This is a genomic window from Mesorhizobium sp. 113-3-3 (genome assembly GCF_016756495.1).
Classification (GTDB): Bacteria; Pseudomonadota; Alphaproteobacteria; order Rhizobiales; family Rhizobiaceae; genus Mesorhizobium.
In genome coordinates this window covers 333,420-355,014 of sequence record NZ_AP023243.1, presented here as the reverse complement: position 1 = coordinate 355,014, position 21,595 = coordinate 333,420, and the positions used below count along the sequence as shown (strand labels likewise).

Below are 21,595 nucleotides of genomic sequence, written 5' to 3'. Positions count from 1 at the left end.
GGTTTGCGGGCATTCCGGCCCAAATCCCGAGCCGGCAGCCGGCTATTTTTTCCGGCCGCTGAATTTGGCGAGAAGGCCGCGCAAATATTTGATCATGGGTTTGTCTCTTGGCGCCAGCCGGCCCGTGCGGTCGAGCTCCAGCGTCAGGTTCAGCGCCTTGGTCAGAACGGCCTTCGGATTCTTCGCCACATAGGCGTAGTTGATGTAGGCCTGCACCAGATCAAATTGCCAGATCGCGTTGTTCGGATCGGACTGGGCGAGTTTCTGGCGGATGCCGAGGCTGGCCTCGAACGCCTTCTGGGAACCTTCGAAGTGGCGCTGTTTGACCTCCAGCATGCCGATTTCCGAGAGCGTGATCGACAGGTCGCGCTGCCAGTCGGAATTGGCGGGGTCGAGCTTGGCCAGCCGGTCGGCAATGGCAAAACTGTCCTGATAGTTTTGCAGCGCACCGCTGACATCGCCCTGGGCATCAAGCACGCCGGCAACCTTCTCCAGACAGACCGACAGGTCGCGCTGCCATTCGGTGTTGCCGGGGTCTGCGGCGGCAAGTCCGCGCGCCACGGCCAGCGCTTGCTGATAGGAAGCCAGTGCCGCCGGCCAGTTCTCCTGGTCGCTGAGCGCGTTGCCGACCTTGGCGTAATTGATCGACAGGTCGCGCTTCAGGTCGGTATCGTTGGGGTCACGGCGCGCCAGTTCCTCGGCGATCGCCTGGCTCTTGCCGTAGGCCACGAGCGCACCGGCTGGGTCCCCGCGCTGGCGCAGCAGGTCGCCGATCCTGTCGTGGCTGACGGAAACAGCGCGCTGGCGCTCGGGGTCGTCGGGTTTGTTCCCGGCCAGCGCAAGCCGAATTCTCAGGCTTTCTTCGAAGGCTGTCTGGGCGTCGTCCAACTGTCCGGCGGTCCGGGCAAGGTCGCCGATTTCATCATAGGTTATGGTCAGGTCGCGCAGCAGATAGGCGCTGTTGGGCTCGGCATTGGCCAATTTCTGCTTGATCGACAGGCTTTGCTGGTAGGCCTTGGCCGCCGCACCCACATCGCCTTGCGTCGCCAGCACGTTGCCGATCTTGTCATTGGCCATGGCAAGATCACCGAGCCAGCCTTTCTCGTCCGGCACGCTTGCGGTCAGGTCCTGCAGCATGTCCCGGGCCGCCTGATAGTGCTCCAGGGAGGTTGGCAGGTCGCCTTGCACCATCTTTATGTTGGCGAGCTTGATGTGGCTGATGGCGAGATCGCGCCTGACGCTGGGGTCGGTTTCCTGGCGCGACCGCTGCTCGAGGTTGGCCAACAGCGCGGTAAAGGCGCTGCCGGCTGCCTCGACATTCCCCACGGTTGTATAGAGAATACCGAGTTCCTCCAGCGTGCGGCTCTGGCGGTCGGCCTGTTCCAGGTTGAGCGAGGTCTGCCCGGCCTCGCCATACAGCGCCAGCACCGATTCATAGTCGCCAATGGCCGTGGCGTAGTCGAGGTCGGCGCGCGCCGCGCCCCCGGACAGGAAACGCGTCGCGGCCTCGGACAAGGTGCGGCTGACGAAATTGCCCTTCAGCGCCTGGCGCGAGACATTGTCGATGTCGGCGGCCTTGGCAAGCAGGGCGCGTGCGCCGTCGAAGGCGCCCAGCGAAAGCTGTTCCTCGGCCTGCCGGCGCAATTCCGCCACCTGCGGATCGTCGGAGGCGAGCGTCTTCATTTCGCCGCGCACCTTGACGAAGGCGTCGGCGGCCTCGCGCAGCCGGGCATTCAGGCTGTCGGCGGAGAGATGGCTGGTGTCGGAACTGATCAGCGCGCCATAGAGCGGCGCCAGCGGCATGTCGGCATCGCTGGCGATTTGTTCGACCTCGCCGCGCATTTCCGGCGTCACGTCGGCCATGGCCAGCAGCAGCCGTTCGCGCTCCGGCAATTGCTCCTTGGCCGCAGCGGCAAAGAACAGTTTCGGCAGGCCGCTCTCGACATAGGGCAGTTGCTTGCCGCGCGACAAATCATAGACCTCCTGCTGCACCAAGGTCAGCACCGAGCGGATTTCGAGCCCGTCGGTGCCGAGATATTTGGTCAGCGCCGTGGTGAAGGGAGAATTCTCTCCGGTTCCGTCGGCGGCCGTCTCGCCAGGCGCGGCCGAAAAGGCGAACAGGATGTTTTCCGCCCGGCCGACGCGGCCGAGACCCGGTTTGACCTTGTCGGCGACATCCTTGGCCAGCGCGGTCGCGCCGCGACCGTCGCCACTGCTGCCAGAGAACGGATCGCTGCGGCAGGCGTCGAGCACGATCAGCCCGACCTTGGCGGTGACGGCGACGGCAGCGCGCACCTCTTCCAGCGGCAGGCTGGTCCTGTTCAGCTGATCGAGCGAGGAGGCGTCGGCATCGACCGGCAGCAGCCGGTTGTCGCCTGAGATTTCGACGCCATGGCCGGAGAAATAGACCAGTGCCACATCGGCGCCCTTGGCATCCTCGCGAAAATCGTCGAGCGCGCGCCGCATGCGCCGCAGGTCGCGGTTGGTTTCGAGGATGACCTCGAAGCCGAGTTTCTTCAGCGCGGCTTCCATCGCCTCGCCGTCATGGATGGGATTGGCCAGTGGCCTGACCAGCCGGTAGTCGTTGTCGGCCATGACCAGCGCCACGCGCCGTTCCGCCACCGCGGTGGCGGTGGTCGCAAACATCAGCAGCAAGGCAAACAGCAAGCGCAAGTCGAACCGCCCCCGGCTCAGTCCTTTGCGGACCATTCCATCTCTTTATGGCGCGAGCAAGCCGGGGCGTTCGGGGACCGGCTTGCTCAGGCAGTGCGAAGCGGCTTCAACGCTTCGCTCCAGCGCAAAAGCTCGTCCAGCATGGCCTTGGTGCCGCCGGTTACCTGCTCGCTGGCGCTGAAGGCGCCGTTTTCGTCGAGCAGCTTCTGATACATCGGCAGCGCGACGCCTTCCGGGATCGGCATGATCCCCACCGACGTCAAAAGCGGCTTCAGCGCCTGCGCCGCGCGCAGGCCGCCGGAGACGCCGCCATAGCTGAAAATGGCGGCCGGCTTGTACTTCCATTCACGCAGCAGGTAGTCGATCGCGTTGACGATCGCCGGCGCCGCGAAATAATTATACTCCGGCGCCACGAAGACGAAGGCGTCGGCGGCGTCGATCGCCTTCGACCACGCCTTGGTGTGGTCGTTCTGGTAGTTGCCAAGCCTGGGATGGTGCGGTTCGTCGAGCACCGGCAGGTGGAAGGCGGCGATATCGGTCAGCACCGGTTCGAATTTCCCGTGCTCGCGCGCGAATCTCTCCAGCCACTCGGCGAAAACCGGGCCGGCGCGGCCGGGCCGCGTGCTGCCGATGATGATGTTTAACTGGTGCTTCAAGGGCGGGCTCCTTTGTCAGGCGGTATCTGTTGGTGACTGTCACTAAGGCAGCGCGTCCCGGCGGACAAGGTTGGATATCGGGGGCAGCGGTCACGATCGGATGAACGCCGCTTCGTACCGCGAATGACCTGCCGTTCGGTCACATGGACGCCTGGGTCGCCAGCCACTACATTGAAGCGATAGCGGAGCACTTCATGGACACTCAGCCCGCCCCCTTTGTTCCTCCCGCGCCGAAGCCGCGCACGTCGCCGCCTTCGACGCTGGAGATGATCCGCATCGTCTACCGCAATCCGCTCGAACTCTGGGGCGAGCCGACCTACAACGAGCCCTGGATATCGGCGAACGGTGTTGGCGGGCGTCTGGTCATCGCCAACGATCCCGGCCTGATCCGCCATGTGCTGGTCGACAACGCCAGGAACTACAAGATGGCGACGGTGCGCCAGAAGATCCTGCGGCCGATCCTGCGCGATGGTCTGCTGACCGCCGAGGGCGACGTGTGGAAGCGGTCCCGCAAGGCGATGGCGCCGGTGTTCACGCCGCGCCACATCTTCGGTTTCGCCCAGCCGATGCTGAAACGCACGCTCGAGTTCGTCACCCGCTACGAAGAGGGCGGCATATCCGACATCGCCCATGACATGACATTGCTCACCTACGACATTCTCGCCGAAACGCTGTTTTCCGGCGAGATCGCGGGCGAGCCGGGCAGTTTCGCCAACGAGATCGACCGCCTGTTCGAGACCATGGGCCGCGTCGATCCGCTCGACCTGCTGCGCGCGCCCGACTGGCTGCCGCGGCTCACCCGCATCCGCGGCCGCAAGACCATGGCCTATTTCCGCAAGATCGTCACCGACACGGTCAAGATGCGCGAAGACAAATTCAGGCGCGATCCCGATGCCGTGCCGCAGGATTTCCTGACGCTGCTGCTCAAGGCCGAGGGCCCCGACGGGCTGACGCGGCCGGAAGTCGAGGACAACATCATCACCTTCATCGGCGCCGGCCATGAAACCACCGCGCGGGCGTTGGGCTGGACGCTTTACTGCCTCGCCGAATCGCCATGGGAGCGCAATCGGGTCGAGCAGGAGATCGATGCGGTGCTGGCGCGCGAACCCGATCCGACGAAGTGGCTCGACGCCATGCCGTTGACCCGCGCCGCCTTCGACGAGGCGCTACGGCTCTATCCGCCGGCGCCGTCGATCAACCGCGAGCCGATCGAGCCGGAAATGTGGAAGGATCTCTATATCCCCAAGCACGCGGCGGTGCTGGTCATGCCCTGGGTCGTCCACCGCCACAGGAAGCTTTGGGACAGGCCCGATGCCTTCCTGCCCGAGCGCTTCCACCCGGGAAATCGCGAAAAGATCGACCGCTTCCAGTATCTGCCATTCGGCGCGGGGCCGCGCGTCTGCATCGGCGCCAGCTTCGCCATGCAGGAAGCGATCATCGCGCTCGCCATCCTGTTGTCGCGCTTCCGCTTCGACACGACCGCTGACACCAAGCCATGGCCGGTGCAGAAGCTGACGACCCAGCCGCAAGGCGGGTTGCCAATGCAGGTCACGCCTCGCTAGGCGCGCCTTTCAGGCGGTAGCGGTGATCTATGCTACAGGCTTGCGCTGCTGGAACTGGCCGGCGGCGCGGAAGCGCCAGAGGTAGCTCGGCAGGATCGTCGCGATCGATTGCGGCTGGATGCCGAGCCCGGCGAGCGTCCGGTCGGCCTTGGCGGCGGCTTCCGAAACGATGTTGTGCTCGCGCAGCTGCATCACCTGGTCCTTGGTCAGCAGCGGGTTGGGCAACAGGCCGAGGATCGAGGCCTGGATGTTGGCGACCCACCACGGCACCGGCACCAGCAGGCGCTTGCGCTCGATTACGGTCAGCAACTCTTCCATGCACTCCTTGAAGGTGAGCACATTGGGGCCGCCAAGCTCGTAGATCTGGCCGCGATTGGTCTTGCCGTCGACCGAGCGCGCCACCGCTTCGGCGACGTCGCCGACATAGACCGGCTGGAATTTGGTCTGGCCGCCGCCGATCAGCGGCAGCACCGGCGAATAGCGCGCCATGTTGGCGAAGCGGTTAAAGAAGCTGTCTTCCGGTCCGAAATTGATCGAAGGCCGGAAAATCACGGCGTCGGGGATCGTCTCCATGACGGCCTTTTCGCCAAGCGCCTTGGTGCGCGCATAGTCCGATTCGGAGTCCAGATCGGCGCCAAGCGCCGAAATATGGGTCAGCCCGGCACCGACCGAGCGCGCAGCCTCGGCGACGGCGCGGGAGCCGAATTCATGCACGGCGGAGAATTTCTGCCGGCCGGTCTCATGCAGGATGGCGACGAGATTGACGACATGGTCGGCGCCTTGCACGGCGCGGTCGACCGACCAGCGCACGCGCACATTGGCCTGCACCGGCTGGATCTGGCCGACATTGCCGAGCGGCTGCAGATGGCCGGCAAGGTCGGGCCGCCGGCAGGCGACCCGGATGCGGTAGCCGCGCTTGGCCAGCGCGCGCACGACATGGCGGCCGACAAAGCCAGACCCGCCAAAGACGACAACAAGCTTTGGGGTCTGCAGGATTTCGGTCATGGCTGGCTCCGGCGCACGTTCCAGATGGCTTGGCTGAAGCCGTTTCATAGTCGGTTTTGCGCCAAAGGCAAAGGGTGACGCGTCGTCGCGTCGCCCCTCATGAAAGCTTGTTAGAACGCCTTGCCGATGCGGGCGTCGACCGAGTGTCGGTTGCCGCCGCGAATGACGAATAAGAGCAGGATCGCCGCCCACAAAAGCGACTTTTCGGCGCCCGAAAACCCCTGGCCCATGGTCACCCAGTGGAACCACACGGTGACCAGCAGCACGAACAGGCCGGCGAAAGCGGCCGGACGCGTCAAGAACCCGATGGCGATGAGGATGCCGCCGAAAAACTCGGTGCAGGCCAGAAGCAGCGACCAGAAAGCGCCGGGATAGAAGCCAAGGCCTTCGACCATTTCGGCGGCGCCGAAGGGATTGGTGATCTTCTGCGAGCCGTGGATGGCGAGAAACGCGCCGGCGACGACGCGCAGCACGGTTTCGCCGGCGTCATGCAGCGATGCATACAGGCGGCCGAGCGCCGGAATGATCAGCCTGCCGCGGGAAGCGTCGGTGGTTACGGACATCGTAGCTCCTGTCTGTGTGAACATCCCCTCGAAAACGCCCGATGGCTCCCTTCAAGTCAAGTTAACAAAAGTTAACTTTCATAATCATGTTTATGCAGGCAACCAAACGCAGAAAACCCCGCTGAAGCGGGGTTTTCCGGGTGAAGCTCATGCCGAAACCAGGGTCCAACGAGGCGGCCTGACCTGAGACGGTATCAGCATGGCGTAAGACGCCCGCCCCAGCCCTGGACGCATCCGGCAGAAGACACCGACCGGGCAAACCCGACCCGGACAGCCATTGGTCGCCGCGACCTGCAGGAAGGTTCACGAAGGCGGATAAAAATCGCACCGCCGGGGCGACATCGAAGGACGTCATCAACCGTCATTGCGCGAAACCGCCGCTGCCCGCCTGAGCGCCTGCGGCGGCTGGCCAAAGCTTCTCAGGAAAGCGCGGCGCATTCGCCCGGCATCGCCGAAGCCGCACTCCTGCGCGATGCGATCGAGCGATATGTGGCCTGTTTCCACTGCAATCCGCGCGGTTTCCAGGCGAATTCGCTCCACGGCCTTGGCCGGAGTGGTGCCGGTTTCCGTCTTGAAGGCGCGCGCAAAATTGCGCGGGCTCATGGCGGCGCGATCGGCGAGGCACTCCACGGTCAGCGGCTGGGCCAACGCGGTGCGCATCCATCCGATCAGTTCGACAAAGCGGCCCGTTCGTCCGCCGAGTTCGACAAGCGCGGAGAATTGCGACTGGCCTCCGGGACGGCGTTGGTGAACGACAAGCTGCTGCGCAACGCGGCGCGCTATCGCCGGGCCAAGGTCATCCTCGATGAGCGCCAATGCCAGGTCGATGCCGGCTGAAATGCCGGCCGAGGTCCACACGCTGCCATCCCTGACGAAGATCCGCTCCGCATCGAGTTTCACCGCGGGGTAGCGGCGTGCGAAGTCGTGCGTGCTCCACCAGTGGGTGGTGGCGCGCCTGCCATTGAGAAGGCCTGCTTCCGCCAGCAGATAGGCGCCCGTGCACACGCTCGCCGTTCGCCTTGTGCCCCTGCGCTGGAGCCAGGTGACGATCTCCTGGGCGGCGGCCATGGAGCGAATGATTTCGCCACCGGAGATGATCGCGGTGTCGAGCGGCTCTTCCAAAGACAAGGGCCGGGCCGCAAGCCGCATGCCGGACGAGCTCTCGATCTCGCCGCCGCCGGGCGCCAGTATGTCGAGCCTGTAGCTCCCGACACAAAACCCCTCCGCCAGCTCAAAGGCCGCCGCCGGGCCGGCCGCGTCCAGCAACTGGAAGCCGGGGTGGATGATGATGCCAACCTTCCGGATCATGGCAGTTTTTGCGCGATATATGTCATTTCGGACAAGTCCTACCGTAGCTAGGCTGATGGTCAAGCGTTTCGATCGGAAGGACTGGGACCATGAAATTGCGTATCATGCTGTGGAGTGGCCTCGGCGTGGCGGTGGCCCTCCTCGCATTGGGGGCCGCATGGTTGCTCTCGCTGCCGGCGGCGTCCCAGGCTGCCGTTCAGCCGGCGATCGATGCCAAGGAGACCGCCTCGACGCTCGCGGCATTGAAGCCGCCGAAGCGCCAGCGTCCCCTGATCGCCATCGTCGGCATTAACGACGGCACCGAAACCACCGATTATCTCATGCCTTACGGCATCCTGCGGCGCGCTGATGTCGCGGATGTCGTGGCGCTGGCAACGCAGCCCGGGCCGATGAGATTGCACCCGGCCTTGCAGATCGAGCCCGACGCGACGACGGCGGCATTCGACGCCGAGCACCCGGACGGCGCCGACTATGTCATCGTACCGGCCATGATGCGCGACGACGACCCCGACGTGCTGAAATGGATCAGGAGCCAGGCGGCCAAGGGCGCCGTGGTGATCGGCATCTGCGCCGGCGCCAAGGTGGTCGGCGCCAGCGGGTTGCTCGACGGCAAGCGGGCGACGACCCATTGGTATTCCGTCGGCGAACTCCGCGAAAAGCATCCCACGATCCACTATGTCGCCGACCGGCGCTTCGTCGTCGATCAGGGCGTCGCGACGACGACGGGGATCACCGCATCGATGCCGATGATGCTGACCCTGATCGAGGCCATCGCCGGCCGGGAAAAGGCCGAAGCCGTCAGCCGTGATCTGGGCCTGGCGCACTGGGATGCGCGGCACGACAGTGGCGCCTTCAAGTTCAACCGCCCGTTCGCGCTGACGGCGATCGGCAACACGCTTGCCGTCCTGGACCATGAGCAGCTCGGTATCCCGCTGATATCAGGTCTGGATGAGGTGTCGCTGGCGCTGGTCGCCGATGCCTGGTCGCGAACCTTTCGCTCGGGCGCGGTCACATTCGCCGGCAAGGAGGGCGCGGTCGTCAGCCGCGACGGCCTGCGTATCTTGCCTGACCAGGTCACCACCGACTGGCCGGCGGAGCGGCTGGTCCCGGCCATGGCCGATCCGCGGCCGGCGAGGGCGCTTGACCAGGCGCTCCAAGACATCGCGGCTCGCCACGGCGCACGCACGGCCGACTTCGTCGCCATGCAGCTCGAATATCCCCGCTGAAAGGCACTGTCGAAGGTCCGGCACCGGCCAGGCGTTCGTTCGCTGGGATTCAGGCCGAATAGCGCTCGGCGAATTCGGAAATGCGCTGCACCACCGCCTTGGGCGCGGTGATGCCGCGCGCCTGCGCTTTCTCGGCGGCCTCGGCACGGGCGCGGCCCGGCACATGCACGCCGAAACGGCGGCGCAGGCGGTCGAGCTGGTCCTTCATGCGCTGTTCGAAATCCGGATCGAGCAGCTTGGGCTCGACGGCCAGCACGAACAGGCCGGTTCCGGGGCTGTCCGGGCCGCCGGTGAACCACGGCGCGTCGAGCGACCAGTTGGCTCCCGACAGGCCGGCAGCCAGCACTTCGACCATCAGCGCGATGTTGGCGCCGCGCTGGCCGCCAAAGGCCAGCATGGCGCCCTTCATGGCGGCGGCCGGGTCGGTGGTCGGGTTGCCGCTGGCGTCCAGCGCCCAGCCCTCGGGGATCTTCTTGCCGTCTTCGGCCGCCTTGCGGATATTGACGAAAGCGGTGGCGCTCGATGACTGGTCGATGACCAGCGGCGCGCCGTCGGCGGCGGGCGCGGCAAACGACATCGGGTTGGTGCAATAGACCGGCTTGACCGAGCCCGAACCAGCCAGCACCGCCGGACCGTTGGTGGCGGCGAAGGAGACCAGCCCCTGCTGGGCAAGGCGCCCGGTGAAATAGCCGAGCGCGCCGCACGTATAGGCGTTCTTCTGCGAGAAGATGGCGACGCCGAACAATTTTGCCGCCTTGGCGAGGTCGTCGATCGTCCGGTCGAAGCCGGTATGCGCCAGTCCGCCGCGTGCGTCGGAAAGATAGACGGCCAGCGCCGGCCTGGTGATCACCGGATCGGCATTGCCGTCGATGCGCCCGGCCTCCAGCGCTTCGAGATAGTCGATGAAATGCGACAGGCCGACGGTCGAAAGCCCTTCCGCCTCGGCGGCGATGATCGACGCGGTGAGCGACTGCGCCGCCTCCTCGTTGGCGCCGGCGCCGAGTGCCGCCATCCGGCACAGTCCTCTTGCCTGGTCGAGACTGAGTTGCATCGCAATTGTTCCTAAGTGAGTAGCGAATAGGGAGTAGCGAGTACGGGGATAGCGAGGTGGCCCTATTCGCTACTCACTACTCGCTATTCACCACGTCTTCCTAGCCGACCTTGACCGGAATCCGCGCCTCGATCCGGCTGAGGGCCAGGACCAGAATGCCGGTGATCGCCATATAGATCAACGCCAGCAGCAGCAAGGGCTCGTAGGTGAGGTAGGTGTCCTGCCGCACCTTGCCCGCGACGGCGAAGATGTCGATCACGCTGATCGTCGCCACCAGCGGCGTCGACTTCAACTGCAGCACGGTCTCGCCGGTCAGCGTCGGCAGCGCCCGGTAGAAAGCTTGCGGCAGCCAGATGCGCCGGAAGATCTTCCAGCGGCTCATGCCGAAGGCGCGGGCGGCTTCCAGCTGTCCCTTGGGCACGCCGGCAAAGGCGCCGCGCATCACTTCGCCCTCATAGCCGGCGAAGGACAGGGTGAGAGCCAGAACGCCGTACGGCCAGGCCTGCCGCAGATACGGCCACATCCAGGAGTCGCGGATCCACGGATATTGCGGGAACAGCGAGCCCAACCCGTAATAGAGCAGCCACAACTGCAACAGCAGCGGCGTGCCGCGGATGATGGTGCAGAAGACTTTCGCCGGCGCCGCGACCCAGATCGAACCGGCGGCCTGCGCCAGCCCGACCGGCATGGCGATCAGGAAGCCGAGCGCGCAGGTGACCGCCAGGATCCACAGGGCGCGCCAGATGCCCATCAGGCCCATCTCCCAATATTGCGGCAGCCAGTCCCAGCGCATGAAAAACGCGGCCGACAGCACCAACCCCAGCCCGATCAGGATGAGAATGATGCGATGCGGCTGCAGCCAGAGCGAGGCGCGCGCCGCCGTGTCGATGATGGCCGCTTCGCCTGCCATCAGCGTGCCTCCTTGATCGAAGGCATGCCGCGCCGCGCCCATTTCTCGGCGCGGCCAAGCAGGAAGTTCGAAAACAGCGTCACCGCGAGATAGAGAACGCCGGCGGCGAGGTAGAAGATCAGATAGGCCTTGGTGACGCCTGCCGCCTGCCGTGTCGCGAGCGTCAGTTCGAAGAAGCCGACGACGGCCAGCAGCGCGGTGTCCTTGGTCGCGATCAGCCACAGATTGGCCAGACCCGGAATGGCGAAAGGCAGCATCGCCGGCAGCGTGATGCGCCGCAAGAGAAGGCCGGGAGACATGCCGAAGGCGCGGGCCGCTTCGATCTGGCCCTGCGGGATAGCCAGGATCGCGCCGCGCATGACCTCTGTCGAATAGGCGCCCTGGCAGAAGCCAAGCACGGCTATGCCGGCCACCAGCCCGCTAATATCGACACGCTGGTAACCGATCGCGGTCAGCACCTGGTTTATCAGGTCGGTGCCGGCATAGTAGAGCAGCAGGATCAGTACCAGTTCCGGCACGGCGCGCACCACGGTGGTGTAGACAGCCAGCAGGTCGCGCACGACGGGCCCGCCATAAAGCTTGCCATAGGCGCCGCAGGTCCCGATGAGCAGGCCGACGATCGTGGCGCCTACGGCAATCTCGAGCGAATGCAGCAGCCCGAGCATGAGTGTACCGCCCCAGCCGACGGGCGCGGGCGAGAGAAGTTCGATGATACCGGCCGCCGAGGCCGGAAGAAGCGCGTCGATCAGCTTTGCCCCCGGATTGCTGGCTCTATCCGCCGACGCCAGCGGCCGGCGGCAGGCATGCGTGGGAAAGGGAGGCCGGAGAGCACGACTTTGGCGTCACGCTCTCCGGGACATGCGAGGGGGGGTCAGTTCGACTGCGTCGAGCCGCCGTAAATGTCGAAATCGAAGTACTTCTTCGAGATCTCGTCATACTTGCCGTTGGAGCGGATCGCCTTGATGCCGGCGTTGATCTTGCCCTTCAACTCGGTGTCTTCCTTGCGCACGCCGGCGCCGACGCCCGGTCCGAGCACTTCGTCGTCCGGAGCCACCATGCCCTTCAGGTCGCAGCAGGCCTTGCCCTGATCGGATTTGAGGAATTCGCCAAGCGCGATTGAGTCGGCCTGCACCGCATCGAGGCGGCCGGCGGCGAGATCCTGGTTGGCTTCGTCCTGGGTCTGGTATTCCTTGATTTCGGAGGCGGTCGGGCCGAAGTGCTTCTTGGCGTAGACGGCGTGCACGGTCGACACCTGGACGCCGAGCACCTTGCCCTTGAGGTCGTCGGGCGCGGCGCCGAACTTCTGGTCCTTCGGTCCGATGATGGCGGTCGGGGTGTTGTAGTACTTGTCGGAGAAGTCGATGGTCTTCTCGCGCTCGGCGGTGATCGACATCGACGAGACGATGAGGTCGATCTTCTTGGTGGTCAGCGCCGGGATGATGCCGTCCCAGGCGACAGGCGTGATGACGCAGTCGAGTTTCTCCTCGGCGCAGACGGCGTCGATGAAGTCGATCTCCCAGCCGACCCATTTGCCCGAGGCGTCCGGCGAGGTGAAGGGCGGATAGGGCTCGGCGGCGACGCCGATCTTGACCGGATCGGCCTTGGCCACGCCCATGGCGGCGACGCCGAGCAGCAGTGCCGCGGCGAATGTCTTCAGAACAGTCTTCATTTCAAACTCCCAGTTTGTTGTTGGTTCCCGGTTTTCTTCCGTCTCGGCCTGTCCCTAGCCGATGTTGCGGATGAACTGTTTCAGCCTTTCGGATTTCGGTGCGCCGAAGATCTGCTCCGGCGGCCCTTCTTCCTCGACCAGCCCGTTGTAGAGATAGACGACATGGGTCGCGACCTCGCGGGCGAACTTCATCTCATGGGTGACAAGCACCATGGTGCGGCCTTCGCGCGCCAGGTCGCCGATGACCTTCAGCACTTCGCCGACCAGTTCGGGGTCGAGCGCCGAGGTCGGCTCGTCGAACAGCATGACGCGTGGATTGATGGCGAGCGCGCGGGCGATCGCGGCGCGCTGTTGCTGGCCGCCTGACAGATAGGCAGGATAGACGTCGCGCTTTTCCGCAAGCCCGACGCGCGTCAGCAGCTTTTCGGCCTGGGCGATCGCCTCGTCGCGCTTGACGCCGAGCACGTGCACCGGAACCTCGATGACGTTTTCGATCAGCGTCATGTGGCTCCACAGGTTGAAGTTCTGGAACACCATGCCGAGCTTGGAGCGGATACGCTCGATCTGTCTGCGGTCGGCCGGAACGGTGTGGCCATGGCTGTCCGCCTTCAGCTTGATCTCCTCGCCATTGACGCGGATGATGCCGCTCGTCGGATTTTCCAGGCAGTTGATGCAGCGCAGCAGCGTCGATTTGCCCGAGCCCGAGCCACCGATGATGGCGATCACCTCGCCGTCGCGCGCCGACAGCGACACGCCCTTCAGCACATGCAGCTGGCCGAATTTCTTGTGCAGGTTTTCGACATGGATGGCTTCGGCGGCGCCGTTCTGCGCCTTGCCGGATTGTGCTGCGGCAGCCTCCACCGCGCTCACCGGGTGACCTCTGTATGGTCGGCGGCAGTTCGTCGAACGTCCATTCGGCTAATCAACATATACGCTGTACTGCCCCGCTCCAGACTTCAGCATGGACCCAACGGCGCGAGCCCGTCAATCCCGCTCATTACGGCACTTGCGAGCTTGTTGTGCAAGTGTATAAATAGCCTCCCATGAAATTTTCTCGGTTTTTTTCAGCCAAAAAAAGGGCCTCGATGAGCGCTTTCGGATCACAATCCATGGCAGCGCCGCTGCGACGCGTGCTGATGCGGTCGGCGGCCAACGCGATGCGCGACGCCGACAGGGCCGCCTGGCACTATGGCCCGGGATTCGATCCGGCAAAAGCCGCATCGCAGCACGCCGTCCTTGCTGAACTGGTGGCGGCTTCCGGCTCCGAAATCGAATGGATCGAGGACAAGGCCGACGGACTTTCGGATTCGGTGTTCACGCACGACCCATCGCTGATGACCGACCGCGGCGCGCTGATTCTGTCCATGGGCAAGCCCTTGCGCGCGGGGGAGCCCTCGCTGCATGAGGAAACATACACAAGACTGGGCATTCCGATCCTCGGCCGCGTCGAGGCCCCGGGCCAGGTCGAAGGCGGTGACTGTGTGTGGCTGGATGCGCGCACGCTGGTGATCGGGCGCGGTGTCCGTTCCAACCAGGAAGGCATCCAGCAGGTTTCCAACCTGCTGACGCCGCTGGGCGTTTCCGTCTACGGCTTTGATCTTCCGTTGTGGCAGGGCGAAGAGGCCTGCCTGCATCTGATGTCGGTGATCAGCCCGCTGGCCGACGACCTCGCTTTGGTCTATTCGCCGCTTTTGCCGGCGCCCTTCTATCAGATGCTGAAGGCACGCGGCATCCGGCTGGTCGAAGGCGACGCCGAAGAGTTCGCGGCTTCCAACGGCCTCAGCCTCAACGTATTGCCGACCAGCCCGCTCAAGGTCATTGCCGTCGCAGGCTTTCCCAAGACCAAGGCCGCGATGGAAGCCGCCGGCTGCACGGTCGAAATCTTCGAGGCGGATGCGCTCTGCATCGCCTGCGAGGGCGGGCCGACATGCCTGACGCGGCCGATCCTGCGCCAATGAATGCGCCATCCCGCCGCAGGTTCCGCCGCGAGGGCGAGGAGCGGCGGCGGCAGGATCTGATCGAGGCAACCCTGGACAGTGTGGCCGAACATGGCTTGCAGGGCGCCACCTTGCGCACCATTGCCTTGCGCGCCGGCGTCACCGCCGGCCTGATCCGGCACTATTTCCCCGGCAAGGAAGAATTGCTGCAGGAAGCCTATGCCGCACTCATGGGCCGCATGACCGAGCAGGCGAAAGCGGCGTTGGTGATGGAAGATGCCTCGCCGCGCCAGCGCCTTGCGGCTTTCGTCACCGCCAACCTCACCGTGCCGATCATCGACGCGCGGGTGTTTTCACTCTGGGCAACCTTCATCGGCCGCGCCGGTGCGGATCCAAGCCTGGCTCGCGCCCACCGCGAAGGCTACCTTGGCTTTCGCAACGAGGTGGAAGCGGTTGTGGCCGAGGTGCTCGCCGCCGAACGGCGCGAGCCGGACGCAAGCCAGTTGCGCCACCACGCCATCGCGATCAATGCGATCATCGACGGGCTCTGGATCGAAGGCTGCCTGGCCGGCGAGATGTTCTCGCCTGGCGAATTGGCGGCGATTGGCATCAAGACTGTCGAGGCCGAACTGGGCCTTGCGCCGGAAAGGGAAGACGATCAATGACAACACTCGGCGAAGCCCTGATCACGCTGCTCGAGGCGCATGGCGTGGATACCGTCTTCGGCATTCCAGGCGTCCACACGGTCGAGCTCTACCGCGGCCTGGCGCGCTCGAAGATCCGCCATGTCACGCCGCGCCACGAACAAGGCGCCGGCTTCATGGCCGACGGCTATGCCCGCGCCAGCGGCAGGCCGGGCGTCGCCTTCGTCATCACCGGGCCGGGGCTGACCAACACCATCACCGCCATGGGCCAGGCGCGCGCCGATTCGGTGCCGATGCTGGTCATATCGGGCGTCAACGCCATGCCGACGCTGGGCAAGGGGCTGGGCTTCCTGCATGAGCTGCCGGACCAGCGCGGCATGATGGAGAAGGTGGCGCTGTTGTCGCTGCGCGTCACCGAGGCCAGCGAATTGCCGGGCGCGCTGGCGCAGGCCTTCGCGCTGTTTTCATCGTCACGGCCGGGCCCTGTGCATATCGAGATCCCGACCGATGTCATGGTCAAGCCGGCTGACGATATCGCGGCATTGCTGAGCAACGCGGCGCCACCCGCGCCGGATGGCGCAGCCATTGCAAGGGCTGCCGAACTCATCGCCACTGCCCGCCGTCCGCTGATCCTGGCCGGCGGCGGCGCCAAGCGGGCCGAGACGGCGCTGCGGCGCCTGGCCGAGACACTCGGCGCGCCGGTCGTCGAGACCACCAATGCGCGCGGCCTGCTGCACGGTCACCCGCTCGGCGTGCCGGCAAGCCCAAGTCTTAAGGCGGTCCGCGCGCTGATGGCCGAGGCCGATCTGGTGATTGCCGCCGGCACCGAATTCGGCCCGACCGACTATGACGGCTATGGCGACGGCGGCTTCGTTCTGCCTTCCAACCTGATCCGCATCGACATCGGCGCCGACCAGCTCGCCCGCCGCCCGGTGACGGTCGGCATCCAGGCCGACTGCGCCGAGGCGATCGAAGCCTTGCTGGCGGCTATCGGCCCGGCCCATTCTGCCGCATCCGGCGGCGAGGCACGCGCCGCCGCCACACGGAAGGCGGCATCCGCCGAGCTGAGCCCGGCCTATCTGGCGCAGGTGCATGCCGTGGAAATGATCCGCGATGCCTTGCCGGGCGCCATCATCGTCGGCGATTCGACGCAGCCGATTTACGCCGCCAACCTCTATTACGATCACGACCGGCCGGGCGGCTGGTTCAACGCCGCCACCGGCTTCGGTGCGCTTGGCTACGGCCCGCCGGCGGCGATCGGCGCAGCACTTGCCATGCCCGATGTGCCAGTTGTCTGCCTGACCGGCGACGGTGGCTTCCAGTTCACATTGTCGGAACTGGGTGTCGCGCTCGATTCCGATGCGCCGGTCATCTTCGTGGTCTGGAACAACAGGGGGTATCGCGAGATCGAAACCTCGATGCTCGATGTCGGCGTCGAACCGGTCGGGGTCTCGCCGGCGCCGCCCGATTTCTGCAAGCTGGCCGAAGCCTATGGCATATCAGCCGAACGGCTCACCGCCATCAGTGACTTTCCACAGGCCCTGAAGCGTGCCCGGGCAACCGGATTGCCTTGCCTCATCGAAATCATCGTCGATTGAAGGCTTGAGCCAGCGTTGATTTTCTCGTCGGCACCGGACCATTCGTCGGCTCGCCTGTCGTACGCAACGGCCGCATGGCTGGAGGCGTTGCCATAATATGCGTAGTGACGCATGCAAAGACGCGACGGCTGCCATGTCGAGATATCAATTGAGTGCTCGCCCGAAAGAGGCGACGCTTCGCGTCGGCGCGGCGCAACAAGCGACATAATCATAAAAACACGACAAGGAGCGGTCAGGATGACGGAAACACTTCAAGGCAGGCATATCGTTGTGACCGGTGGGACCGGCGCGCTCGGCGGCGCGGTGGTTGGCCGCCTGCTGGAACAGGGCGCCATCTGCCACGTGCCGAACGCACATGCCGCGGCACCCCAGCAATTTCCTTTCACCGCGCACGACAACGTCAAGCTGGCGCATAATGTCGACCTGTCGGACTCCGCCAAGGTCGAAGCCTTCTATGCCCAGGTTCCTGCCTTGTGGGGGTCGATCCATCTGGCCGGCGGCTTCGCCATGGCGCCGGTGGAGAAGATCGAATCGGCATCCTTTGCCGAGATGATGGACACAAACGCCCGCACCACCTTCCTGTGCAGCCGCGCGGCGATCCGCTCGATGCTGGCGTCGGGCACGTCAGGCCGCATCGTCAACGTCACCGCGCGCGCCGGGCTCGACCCCAGGCGCGGCGCCGGCATGGTCGCCTACACGGCCAGCAAGGCGGCGGTGGCGGCCATGACGGTGGCGATGGCCGAAGAGCTCAAGGCCAAGGGCATCCTGGTCAATGCCGTGGCGCCGTCGACCCTCGACACGCCGGCAAACCGCGCCGACATGCCGGATGCCGATTTCACCAAATGGGTCAGCCTCGAAGCGGCGGCCGAAGCCATCGCCTATCTCGCCTCGCCGGCCAATCAGGCGATGAGCGGAACGTTGGTGCCGCTCTACGGCCGGGCCTGAACGGCGAGCGTCGAAGCCGGGCACATGGCGTCCGACCCGTCGGCGTTGCGATAGCTGTAGATCCGCAGCGGTGATGAAGCTTTCGTCGGGCACTCCCGCAACCATGCCGGCGGATGGCCTTCGATCAGCCCCGCCGCGAATGGATAGGCGGCTTCCAGTCCCGGCAATGGTGGGCCGCGCCAGGCGCAGATCGCGACATGCGTTGCCTTGGACGCATCGAGTATTGCGCGCGGGTCGGCGGTTGCCGGATCGAGGAAGCGATAGCTTCGCTCGATTCCCTTGGCCGACGGATGATTGGCGATCGTCACCACCTTGGGGCCTTCGGCAAGTGCGACGAAGCGCGAGCCGATCAGCGGTGGAGACAGAACGATGGCGCCGGACGGCCAACCCTGTTCCGGGTCAAAAGGGCTGGAATAGCAGCTGTCGGCGACTTCGGCGGCGGGAACCGCCGCCTCGGACGGTCTTACCGACAGATGGTACAGCACCATTGCTATGGACAAGACGAGACCGGGCAGGATCAGGGCGTATCTGTGCGATGCCGCTGGCACCGGGGATTTCAAATACCGACCCAACCTCGCATTCGGCACGAGGCTCGCCAGGGCGAAGACGAGGCCGATGCCGGAAAAGATCGGAAGGTAGCGGTAGTAACGGACATAGCCGACCGCGAGCGCCAGCGAGAGCAGCGAGAACAGGGTCAATATCACGAGAGGCCGGGTTCGGCCTTGCGGCCTGGCGCAGATGACGGCTGGCGCAAGCGCGCCGATAAACAGCAGCGCCATGCTGGGAAAGCCTGTCGTCAGGACGACATCGGGGCGCCGAAACAGGCTCAGTTCCTGAAGGATCCTGTTGATCATGTTGTCGCGAACATAGACGTCGAGCGAGGCATAGGGACTGGCCAGGCATTGCGGGAACAGCATCACCAGTGCCGCCGCGCTGGCCGCCGCGAACACCAAAAGGATGGCCGTACGCATCAGCCATCCGCCGCGCCGGCCGGCAAGCAAAGGCACGACGGCAAATGAAAGCCCGGCCGCGGCCAGCGCCGTCACATGCGGCGACGAATAGGTGTCGCATCTGACCGCTGTATAGGCAGAGGGCGGCACGATCGCCGCGAACAGGCCGATCGCGCCGAGGGCCATGGCCAGCCCGAAACCGGCGATCCTGTTTTCACCGCCTTCGCGGTCGAAGATCCAGTCGAAGGCATAGACCGCCATCACCAGGACATAGAACGGCGCGAACTCGCTGCTGACAGCGATTGCCAGGGCCGTCAGCAGCCCGTTGACGAAGGCCGAGAGGCGGCTCGCCGACATCATCAACGCCAGGGTCGCCAGCAGAAGCAGGATTTGCAGATTGTGGTAGTCGATCCGTCCGGGGGCGAATTCGAAAAAGGCGCGCGCTGCGAAGATCAGGGCCAACGGGAATGCGACGGCCGGATGGGCAAAGCCGATGGCGATCACCAGCCGGTTGTAGAAATAAAGCGCGGGCACAAGCAGCAGCAGCGGGACGGCGAAGCTTGCCAGCATCAAAGCCGGCTCGAAGCCGGCAAACGGGGCGAACAGGCGCGCGAAGGCGGCATAGGGGAGGTCCACGATCCACGGCCAGTGCGAAACATAGGGCTCGGGCTGGACAATGCCGGGCAGCGTCCGGTCGAAGATGTTGCCCGTTTCAAGCAAGGTACGGATTTCGTGCAGCTTGAGGAGATCGTCCGCGTCATTGTTGAGCCGGAAGCCCAGGGACCACAGAACGGTCATCAGGATCGCCATTGCGCAAAAGCAGAACAGGACAGGCGAGCTGGTGTAAAGGCGCAGCAACCAGGAAGGCCGCGCAGCGGCATTATCGGCGCTATTGCTCATGGAAAGTATTCCGTTGGACCACCAGCAGATACGCGAGGAAGTTTATGTTCCCGTAAAGAAAAAGACCCGCCGGATCGCTCCGGCGGGTCTTTTTTATAAGGCGGCACGCAAGGCGCGCCGCCGATGACTGACGTCTTAGTTGCCCTGCTTCTTCAGCGCGGCACCCAGAATGTCGCCCAGCGAAGCGCCGGAGTCGGTCGAGCCGTACTGGGCGACCGCTTCCTTCTCTTCGGCGATTTCCAGCGCCTTGATCGAGACCTGCAGCTTGCGGGTCTTCTTGTCGAAGGCGATGACGCGGGCATCGACCTTCTGGCCGACGGTGAAGCGCTCGGGGCGCTGCTCGTCGCGGTCGCGGCTCAGATCGGAGCGCTTGATGAAGGTCTCGATGCCGCTGTCGACCAGCCGCACTTCCAGACCGCCATCCTTGACGCCGATGACTTCACAGGTGACGACCGCGTTCTTGCGCAGTTCGCCCGAAGTCGCTGCTTCGCCGACCGTGTCGCGGGCCAACTGCTTGATGCCGAGCGAGATGCGCTCCTTCTCGATGTCGACGTCGAGCACCTGCGCCTTGACCATGTCGCCGCGATTGTACTCTTCGATGACCTGCTCGCCCGGACGAGTCCAGTCGAGGTCGGAGAGGTGCACCATGCCGTCCACATCGCCTTCCAGGCCGATGAACAGGCCGAACTCGGTCTTGTTCTTGACCTCGCCCTCGACCTGGCTGCCGACCGGATGGTTGCGCGCGAAGGCTTCCCACGGATTCTCGAGCGTCTGCTTGAGGCCAAGCGAGATGCGGCGCTTGGCCGGATCGACCTCGAGCACCACCACGTCGACTTCCTGGGTCGTCGACAGGATCTTGCCGGGGTGCACGTTCTTCTTGGTCCACGACATTTCCGAAACGTGGATGAGGCCTTCGATGCCCGGCTCCAGCTCGACGAACGCGCCGTAGTCGGTGATGTTGGTGACGGTGCCCTTGATCTTCTTGCCGATCGGGAACTTGGTGCCGATCTCGGACCACGGATCGCTCTCGAGCTGCTTCATGCCGAGCGAGATGCGGTGGGTTTCCTGGTTGATGCGGATGATCTGCACCTTGACCGTCTGACCGATGTTGAGGATTTCGGTCGGATGGTTGACGCGGCGCCAGGCCATGTCGGTGACATGCAGCAGGCCGTCGATGCCGCCGAGGTCGACGAACGCACCGTAGTCGGTGATGTTCTTGACGACGCCTTCGACAACCTGGCCCTCTTCGAGGTTCTGCACGATTTCCGAACGCTGTTCGGCGCGGCTTTCCTCGAGCACGGTGCGGCGCGACACCACGATGTTGCCGCGGCGGCGATCCATCTTGAGGATCTCGAAGGGCTGCGGGTTGTGCATCAGCGGGGAGACGTCGCGGATCGGGCGGATATCGACCTGGCTGCGCGGCAGGAAGGCCACGGCGCCGTCGAGGTCGACGGTGAAGCCGCCCTTGACCTGGTTGAAGATGACGCCTTCGACGCGCTCACCCTTGGTGAACTTCTCTTCGAGACGGACCCAGCTCTCTTCGCGGCGGGCCTTCTCGCGCGAAAGCATCGCTTCGCCAAGCGCGTTCTCGATGCGCTCGACATAGACTTCGACGGTGTCACCGACCTTGAGGGTGGTGTCCTTGCCCTTGACGCCGAATTCCTTCAGCGGCACGCGGCCTTCGACCTTGAGGCCGACGTCGATAATGGCCATGTCCTTTTCGATCGCGGTGATCGTGCCCTTGACGACCTGACCTTCGCCGGAGTGGCCGGTGGTGAAAGATTCTTCGAGCAGGCTCGCGAAATCATCGCGAGTGGGATTTGCAGCTGACATATTTTCTCCTGGAGTGCCCCGCATCTCTGAGCGGGACGGGCGCCGTGGGTTAGCGTTGCGTTGGCCTGCCGGCGTTCCGGGCTAAAAAGCCCTGGGCCGCTTTCTAAGCGGCAATTCCGGCGCATGAAGAATGCTGGCAGGCTGGTTCGTGCCCGATATGGGTAT

At 64.7% G+C, this 21,595-nt stretch carries 18 protein-coding genes; 6 read left to right on the top strand and 12 right to left on the bottom strand.

What is annotated here, in order from left to right; all coding sequences use genetic code 11:
- Window positions 1–42: 42 nt before the first annotated feature.
- Both JG746_RS01600 and JG746_RS01595 read right to left on the bottom strand, forming a co-directional pair.
- Window positions 43–2,709, bottom strand: a complete 2,667-nt coding sequence (locus tag JG746_RS01600; RefSeq protein WP_244730636.1) for a caspase family protein — start codon at window positions 2,707–2,709, stop codon at window positions 43–45.
- 50 nt (window positions 2,710–2,759) lie between these two features.
- Window positions 2,760–3,329 (bottom strand): NADPH-dependent FMN reductase, encoded by a 570-nt coding sequence (locus JG746_RS01595; RefSeq protein ID WP_202356595.1) that lies wholly within the window; start codon window positions 3,327–3,329, stop codon window positions 2,760–2,762.
- 194 nt (window positions 3,330–3,523) lie between these two features.
- Here JG746_RS01595 and JG746_RS01590 point away from each other — a divergent pair, with 194 nt between their 5' ends.
- Window positions 3,524–4,891: a cytochrome P450 gene (locus tag JG746_RS01590; protein WP_202356594.1), complete on the top strand. Its 1,368-nt coding sequence runs from the start codon at window positions 3,524–3,526 to the stop codon at window positions 4,889–4,891.
- Window positions 4,892–4,918: 27 nt separating this feature from the next.
- On the opposite strand, the gene JG746_RS01585 is transcribed toward JG746_RS01590, so the two are convergent.
- The 3 genes from JG746_RS01585 to JG746_RS01575 all read right to left on the bottom strand — a co-directional run bounded on the left by JG746_RS01585 (window position 4,919) and on the right by JG746_RS01575 (window position 7,767).
- Window positions 4,919–5,896 carry a complex I NDUFA9 subunit family protein gene (locus tag JG746_RS01585; RefSeq protein ID WP_202356593.1) on the bottom strand — a complete coding sequence of 326 codons (978 nt, stop codon included), beginning with the start codon at window positions 5,894–5,896 and terminating at the stop codon, window positions 4,919–4,921.
- Between the two features lie 110 nt (window positions 5,897–6,006).
- Entirely contained in the window at window positions 6,007–6,459 is a 453-nt protein-coding gene (locus JG746_RS01580) for a DoxX family protein (protein ID WP_202356592.1), read from the bottom strand.
- 354 nt (window positions 6,460–6,813) lie between these two features.
- The gene (locus tag JG746_RS01575) at window positions 6,814–7,767 is read right to left on the bottom strand and encodes a GlxA family transcriptional regulator (protein ID WP_202356591.1); all 954 of its coding nucleotides are present in this window, start codon (window positions 7,765–7,767) and stop codon (window positions 6,814–6,816) included.
- Window positions 7,768–7,856: 89 nt separating this feature from the next.
- On the opposite strand from JG746_RS01575, the gene JG746_RS01570 reads away from it, so the two are divergent.
- A complete protein-coding gene (locus tag JG746_RS01570; RefSeq protein ID WP_202356590.1) occupies window positions 7,857–8,993 on the top strand; it encodes a DJ-1/PfpI family protein in 1,137 nt (378 codons plus the stop codon).
- Window positions 8,994–9,042: 49 nt separating this feature from the next.
- Here the strand turns inward: JG746_RS01570 and JG746_RS01565 are convergent, their stop codons facing one another.
- The 5 genes from JG746_RS01565 to JG746_RS01545 all read right to left on the bottom strand — a co-directional run bounded on the left by JG746_RS01565 (window position 9,043) and on the right by JG746_RS01545 (window position 13,493).
- Complete coding sequence (locus JG746_RS01565; RefSeq protein WP_202356589.1) at window positions 9,043–10,044, bottom strand: Ldh family oxidoreductase; 1,002 nt, start codon at window positions 10,042–10,044, stop codon at window positions 9,043–9,045.
- 100 nt (window positions 10,045–10,144) lie between these two features.
- Window positions 10,145–10,954, bottom strand: a complete 810-nt coding sequence (locus tag JG746_RS01560; RefSeq protein ID WP_202356588.1) for an ABC transporter permease — start codon at window positions 10,952–10,954, stop codon at window positions 10,145–10,147.
- The gene (locus JG746_RS01555; RefSeq protein WP_244730635.1) at window positions 10,954–11,619 is read right to left on the bottom strand and encodes an ABC transporter permease; all 666 of its coding nucleotides are present in this window, start codon (window positions 11,617–11,619) and stop codon (window positions 10,954–10,956) included. The genes JG746_RS01560 and JG746_RS01555 overlap by 1 nt, the downstream gene beginning before the upstream one ends.
- A 206-nt stretch (window positions 11,620–11,825) precedes the next feature.
- Entirely contained in the window at window positions 11,826–12,623 is a 798-nt protein-coding gene (locus tag JG746_RS01550; protein ID WP_202356587.1) for a transporter substrate-binding domain-containing protein, read from the bottom strand.
- Between the two features lie 54 nt (window positions 12,624–12,677).
- Window positions 12,678–13,493: an ABC transporter ATP-binding protein gene (locus tag JG746_RS01545; RefSeq protein ID WP_274609319.1), complete on the bottom strand. Its 816-nt coding sequence runs from the start codon at window positions 13,491–13,493 to the stop codon at window positions 12,678–12,680.
- 215 nt (window positions 13,494–13,708) lie between these two features.
- On the opposite strand from JG746_RS01545, the gene JG746_RS01540 reads away from it, so the two are divergent.
- The 4 genes from JG746_RS01540 to JG746_RS01525 all read left to right on the top strand — a co-directional run bounded on the left by JG746_RS01540 (window position 13,709) and on the right by JG746_RS01525 (window position 17,747).
- A complete protein-coding gene (locus JG746_RS01540; RefSeq protein WP_202356586.1) occupies window positions 13,709–14,581 on the top strand; it encodes a dimethylarginine dimethylaminohydrolase family protein in 873 nt (290 codons plus the stop codon).
- Window positions 14,578–15,225, top strand: coding sequence for a TetR family transcriptional regulator C-terminal domain-containing protein (locus tag JG746_RS01535; protein WP_244730634.1), 648 nt, complete (start codon window positions 14,578–14,580; stop codon window positions 15,223–15,225). Before JG746_RS01540 ends, JG746_RS01535 begins: the two co-directional genes overlap by 4 nt.
- Window positions 15,222–16,802 carry a 5-guanidino-2-oxopentanoate decarboxylase gene (locus JG746_RS01530; protein WP_202356584.1) on the top strand — a complete coding sequence of 527 codons (1,581 nt, stop codon included), beginning with the start codon at window positions 15,222–15,224 and terminating at the stop codon, window positions 16,800–16,802. The genes JG746_RS01535 and JG746_RS01530 overlap by 4 nt, the downstream gene beginning before the upstream one ends.
- A gap of 237 nt (window positions 16,803–17,039) precedes the next feature.
- Window positions 17,040–17,747: an SDR family NAD(P)-dependent oxidoreductase gene (locus JG746_RS01525; protein ID WP_202356583.1), complete on the top strand. Its 708-nt coding sequence runs from the start codon at window positions 17,040–17,042 to the stop codon at window positions 17,745–17,747.
- Here JG746_RS01525 and JG746_RS01520 read toward each other — a convergent pair.
- Together JG746_RS01520 and rpsA are read right to left on the bottom strand one after the other, a co-directional pair.
- Window positions 17,732–19,597: a hypothetical protein gene (locus tag JG746_RS01520; protein WP_202356582.1), complete on the bottom strand. Its 1,866-nt coding sequence runs from the start codon at window positions 19,595–19,597 to the stop codon at window positions 17,732–17,734. The genes JG746_RS01525 and JG746_RS01520 overlap by 16 nt on opposite strands.
- Before the next feature lie 135 nt (window positions 19,598–19,732).
- Window positions 19,733–21,430, bottom strand: coding sequence for a 30S ribosomal protein S1 (rpsA, locus tag JG746_RS01515; RefSeq protein ID WP_010913037.1), 1,698 nt, complete (start codon window positions 21,428–21,430; stop codon window positions 19,733–19,735).
- Between the last annotated feature and the right edge of the window lie 165 nt (window positions 21,431–21,595).

Coding starts and splice junctions, on each gene's coding strand:
- JG746_RS01600 (WP_244730636.1), bottom strand. CDS start 2,709: ATGGTCCGCAAAGGACTGAGCCGGGGGCGGTTCGACTTGCGCTTGCTG.
- JG746_RS01590 (WP_202356594.1), top strand. CDS start 3,524: ATGGACACTCAGCCCGCCCCCTTTGTTCCTCCCGCGCCGAAGCCGCGC.
- JG746_RS01585 (WP_202356593.1), bottom strand. CDS start 5,896: ATGACCGAAATCCTGCAGACCCCAAAGCTTGTTGTCGTCTTTGGCGGG.
- JG746_RS01580 (WP_202356592.1), bottom strand. CDS start 6,459: ATGTCCGTAACCACCGACGCTTCCCGCGGCAGGCTGATCATTCCGGCG.
- JG746_RS01575 (WP_202356591.1), bottom strand. CDS start 7,767: ATGATCCGGAAGGTTGGCATCATCATCCACCCCGGCTTCCAGTTGCTG.
- JG746_RS01570 (WP_202356590.1), top strand. CDS start 7,857: ATGAAATTGCGTATCATGCTGTGGAGTGGCCTCGGCGTGGCGGTGGCC.
- JG746_RS01565 (WP_202356589.1), bottom strand. CDS start 10,044: ATGCAACTCAGTCTCGACCAGGCAAGAGGACTGTGCCGGATGGCGGCA.
- JG746_RS01560 (WP_202356588.1), bottom strand. CDS start 10,954: ATGGCAGGCGAAGCGGCCATCATCGACACGGCGGCGCGCGCCTCGCTC.
- JG746_RS01555 (WP_244730635.1), bottom strand. CDS start 11,619: ATGCTCGGGCTGCTGCATTCGCTCGAGATTGCCGTAGGCGCCACGATC.
- JG746_RS01550 (WP_202356587.1), bottom strand. CDS start 12,623: ATGAAGACTGTTCTGAAGACATTCGCCGCGGCACTGCTGCTCGGCGTC.
- JG746_RS01540 (WP_202356586.1), top strand. CDS start 13,709: ATGAGCGCTTTCGGATCACAATCCATGGCAGCGCCGCTGCGACGCGTG.
- JG746_RS01535 (WP_244730634.1), top strand. CDS start 14,578: ATGAATGCGCCATCCCGCCGCAGGTTCCGCCGCGAGGGCGAGGAGCGG.
- JG746_RS01530 (WP_202356584.1), top strand. CDS start 15,222: ATGACAACACTCGGCGAAGCCCTGATCACGCTGCTCGAGGCGCATGGC.
- JG746_RS01525 (WP_202356583.1), top strand. CDS start 17,040: ATGACGGAAACACTTCAAGGCAGGCATATCGTTGTGACCGGTGGGACC.
- JG746_RS01520 (WP_202356582.1), bottom strand. CDS start 19,597: ATGAGCAATAGCGCCGATAATGCCGCTGCGCGGCCTTCCTGGTTGCTG.
- rpsA (WP_010913037.1), bottom strand. CDS start 21,430: ATGTCAGCTGCAAATCCCACTCGCGATGATTTCGCGAGCCTGCTCGAA.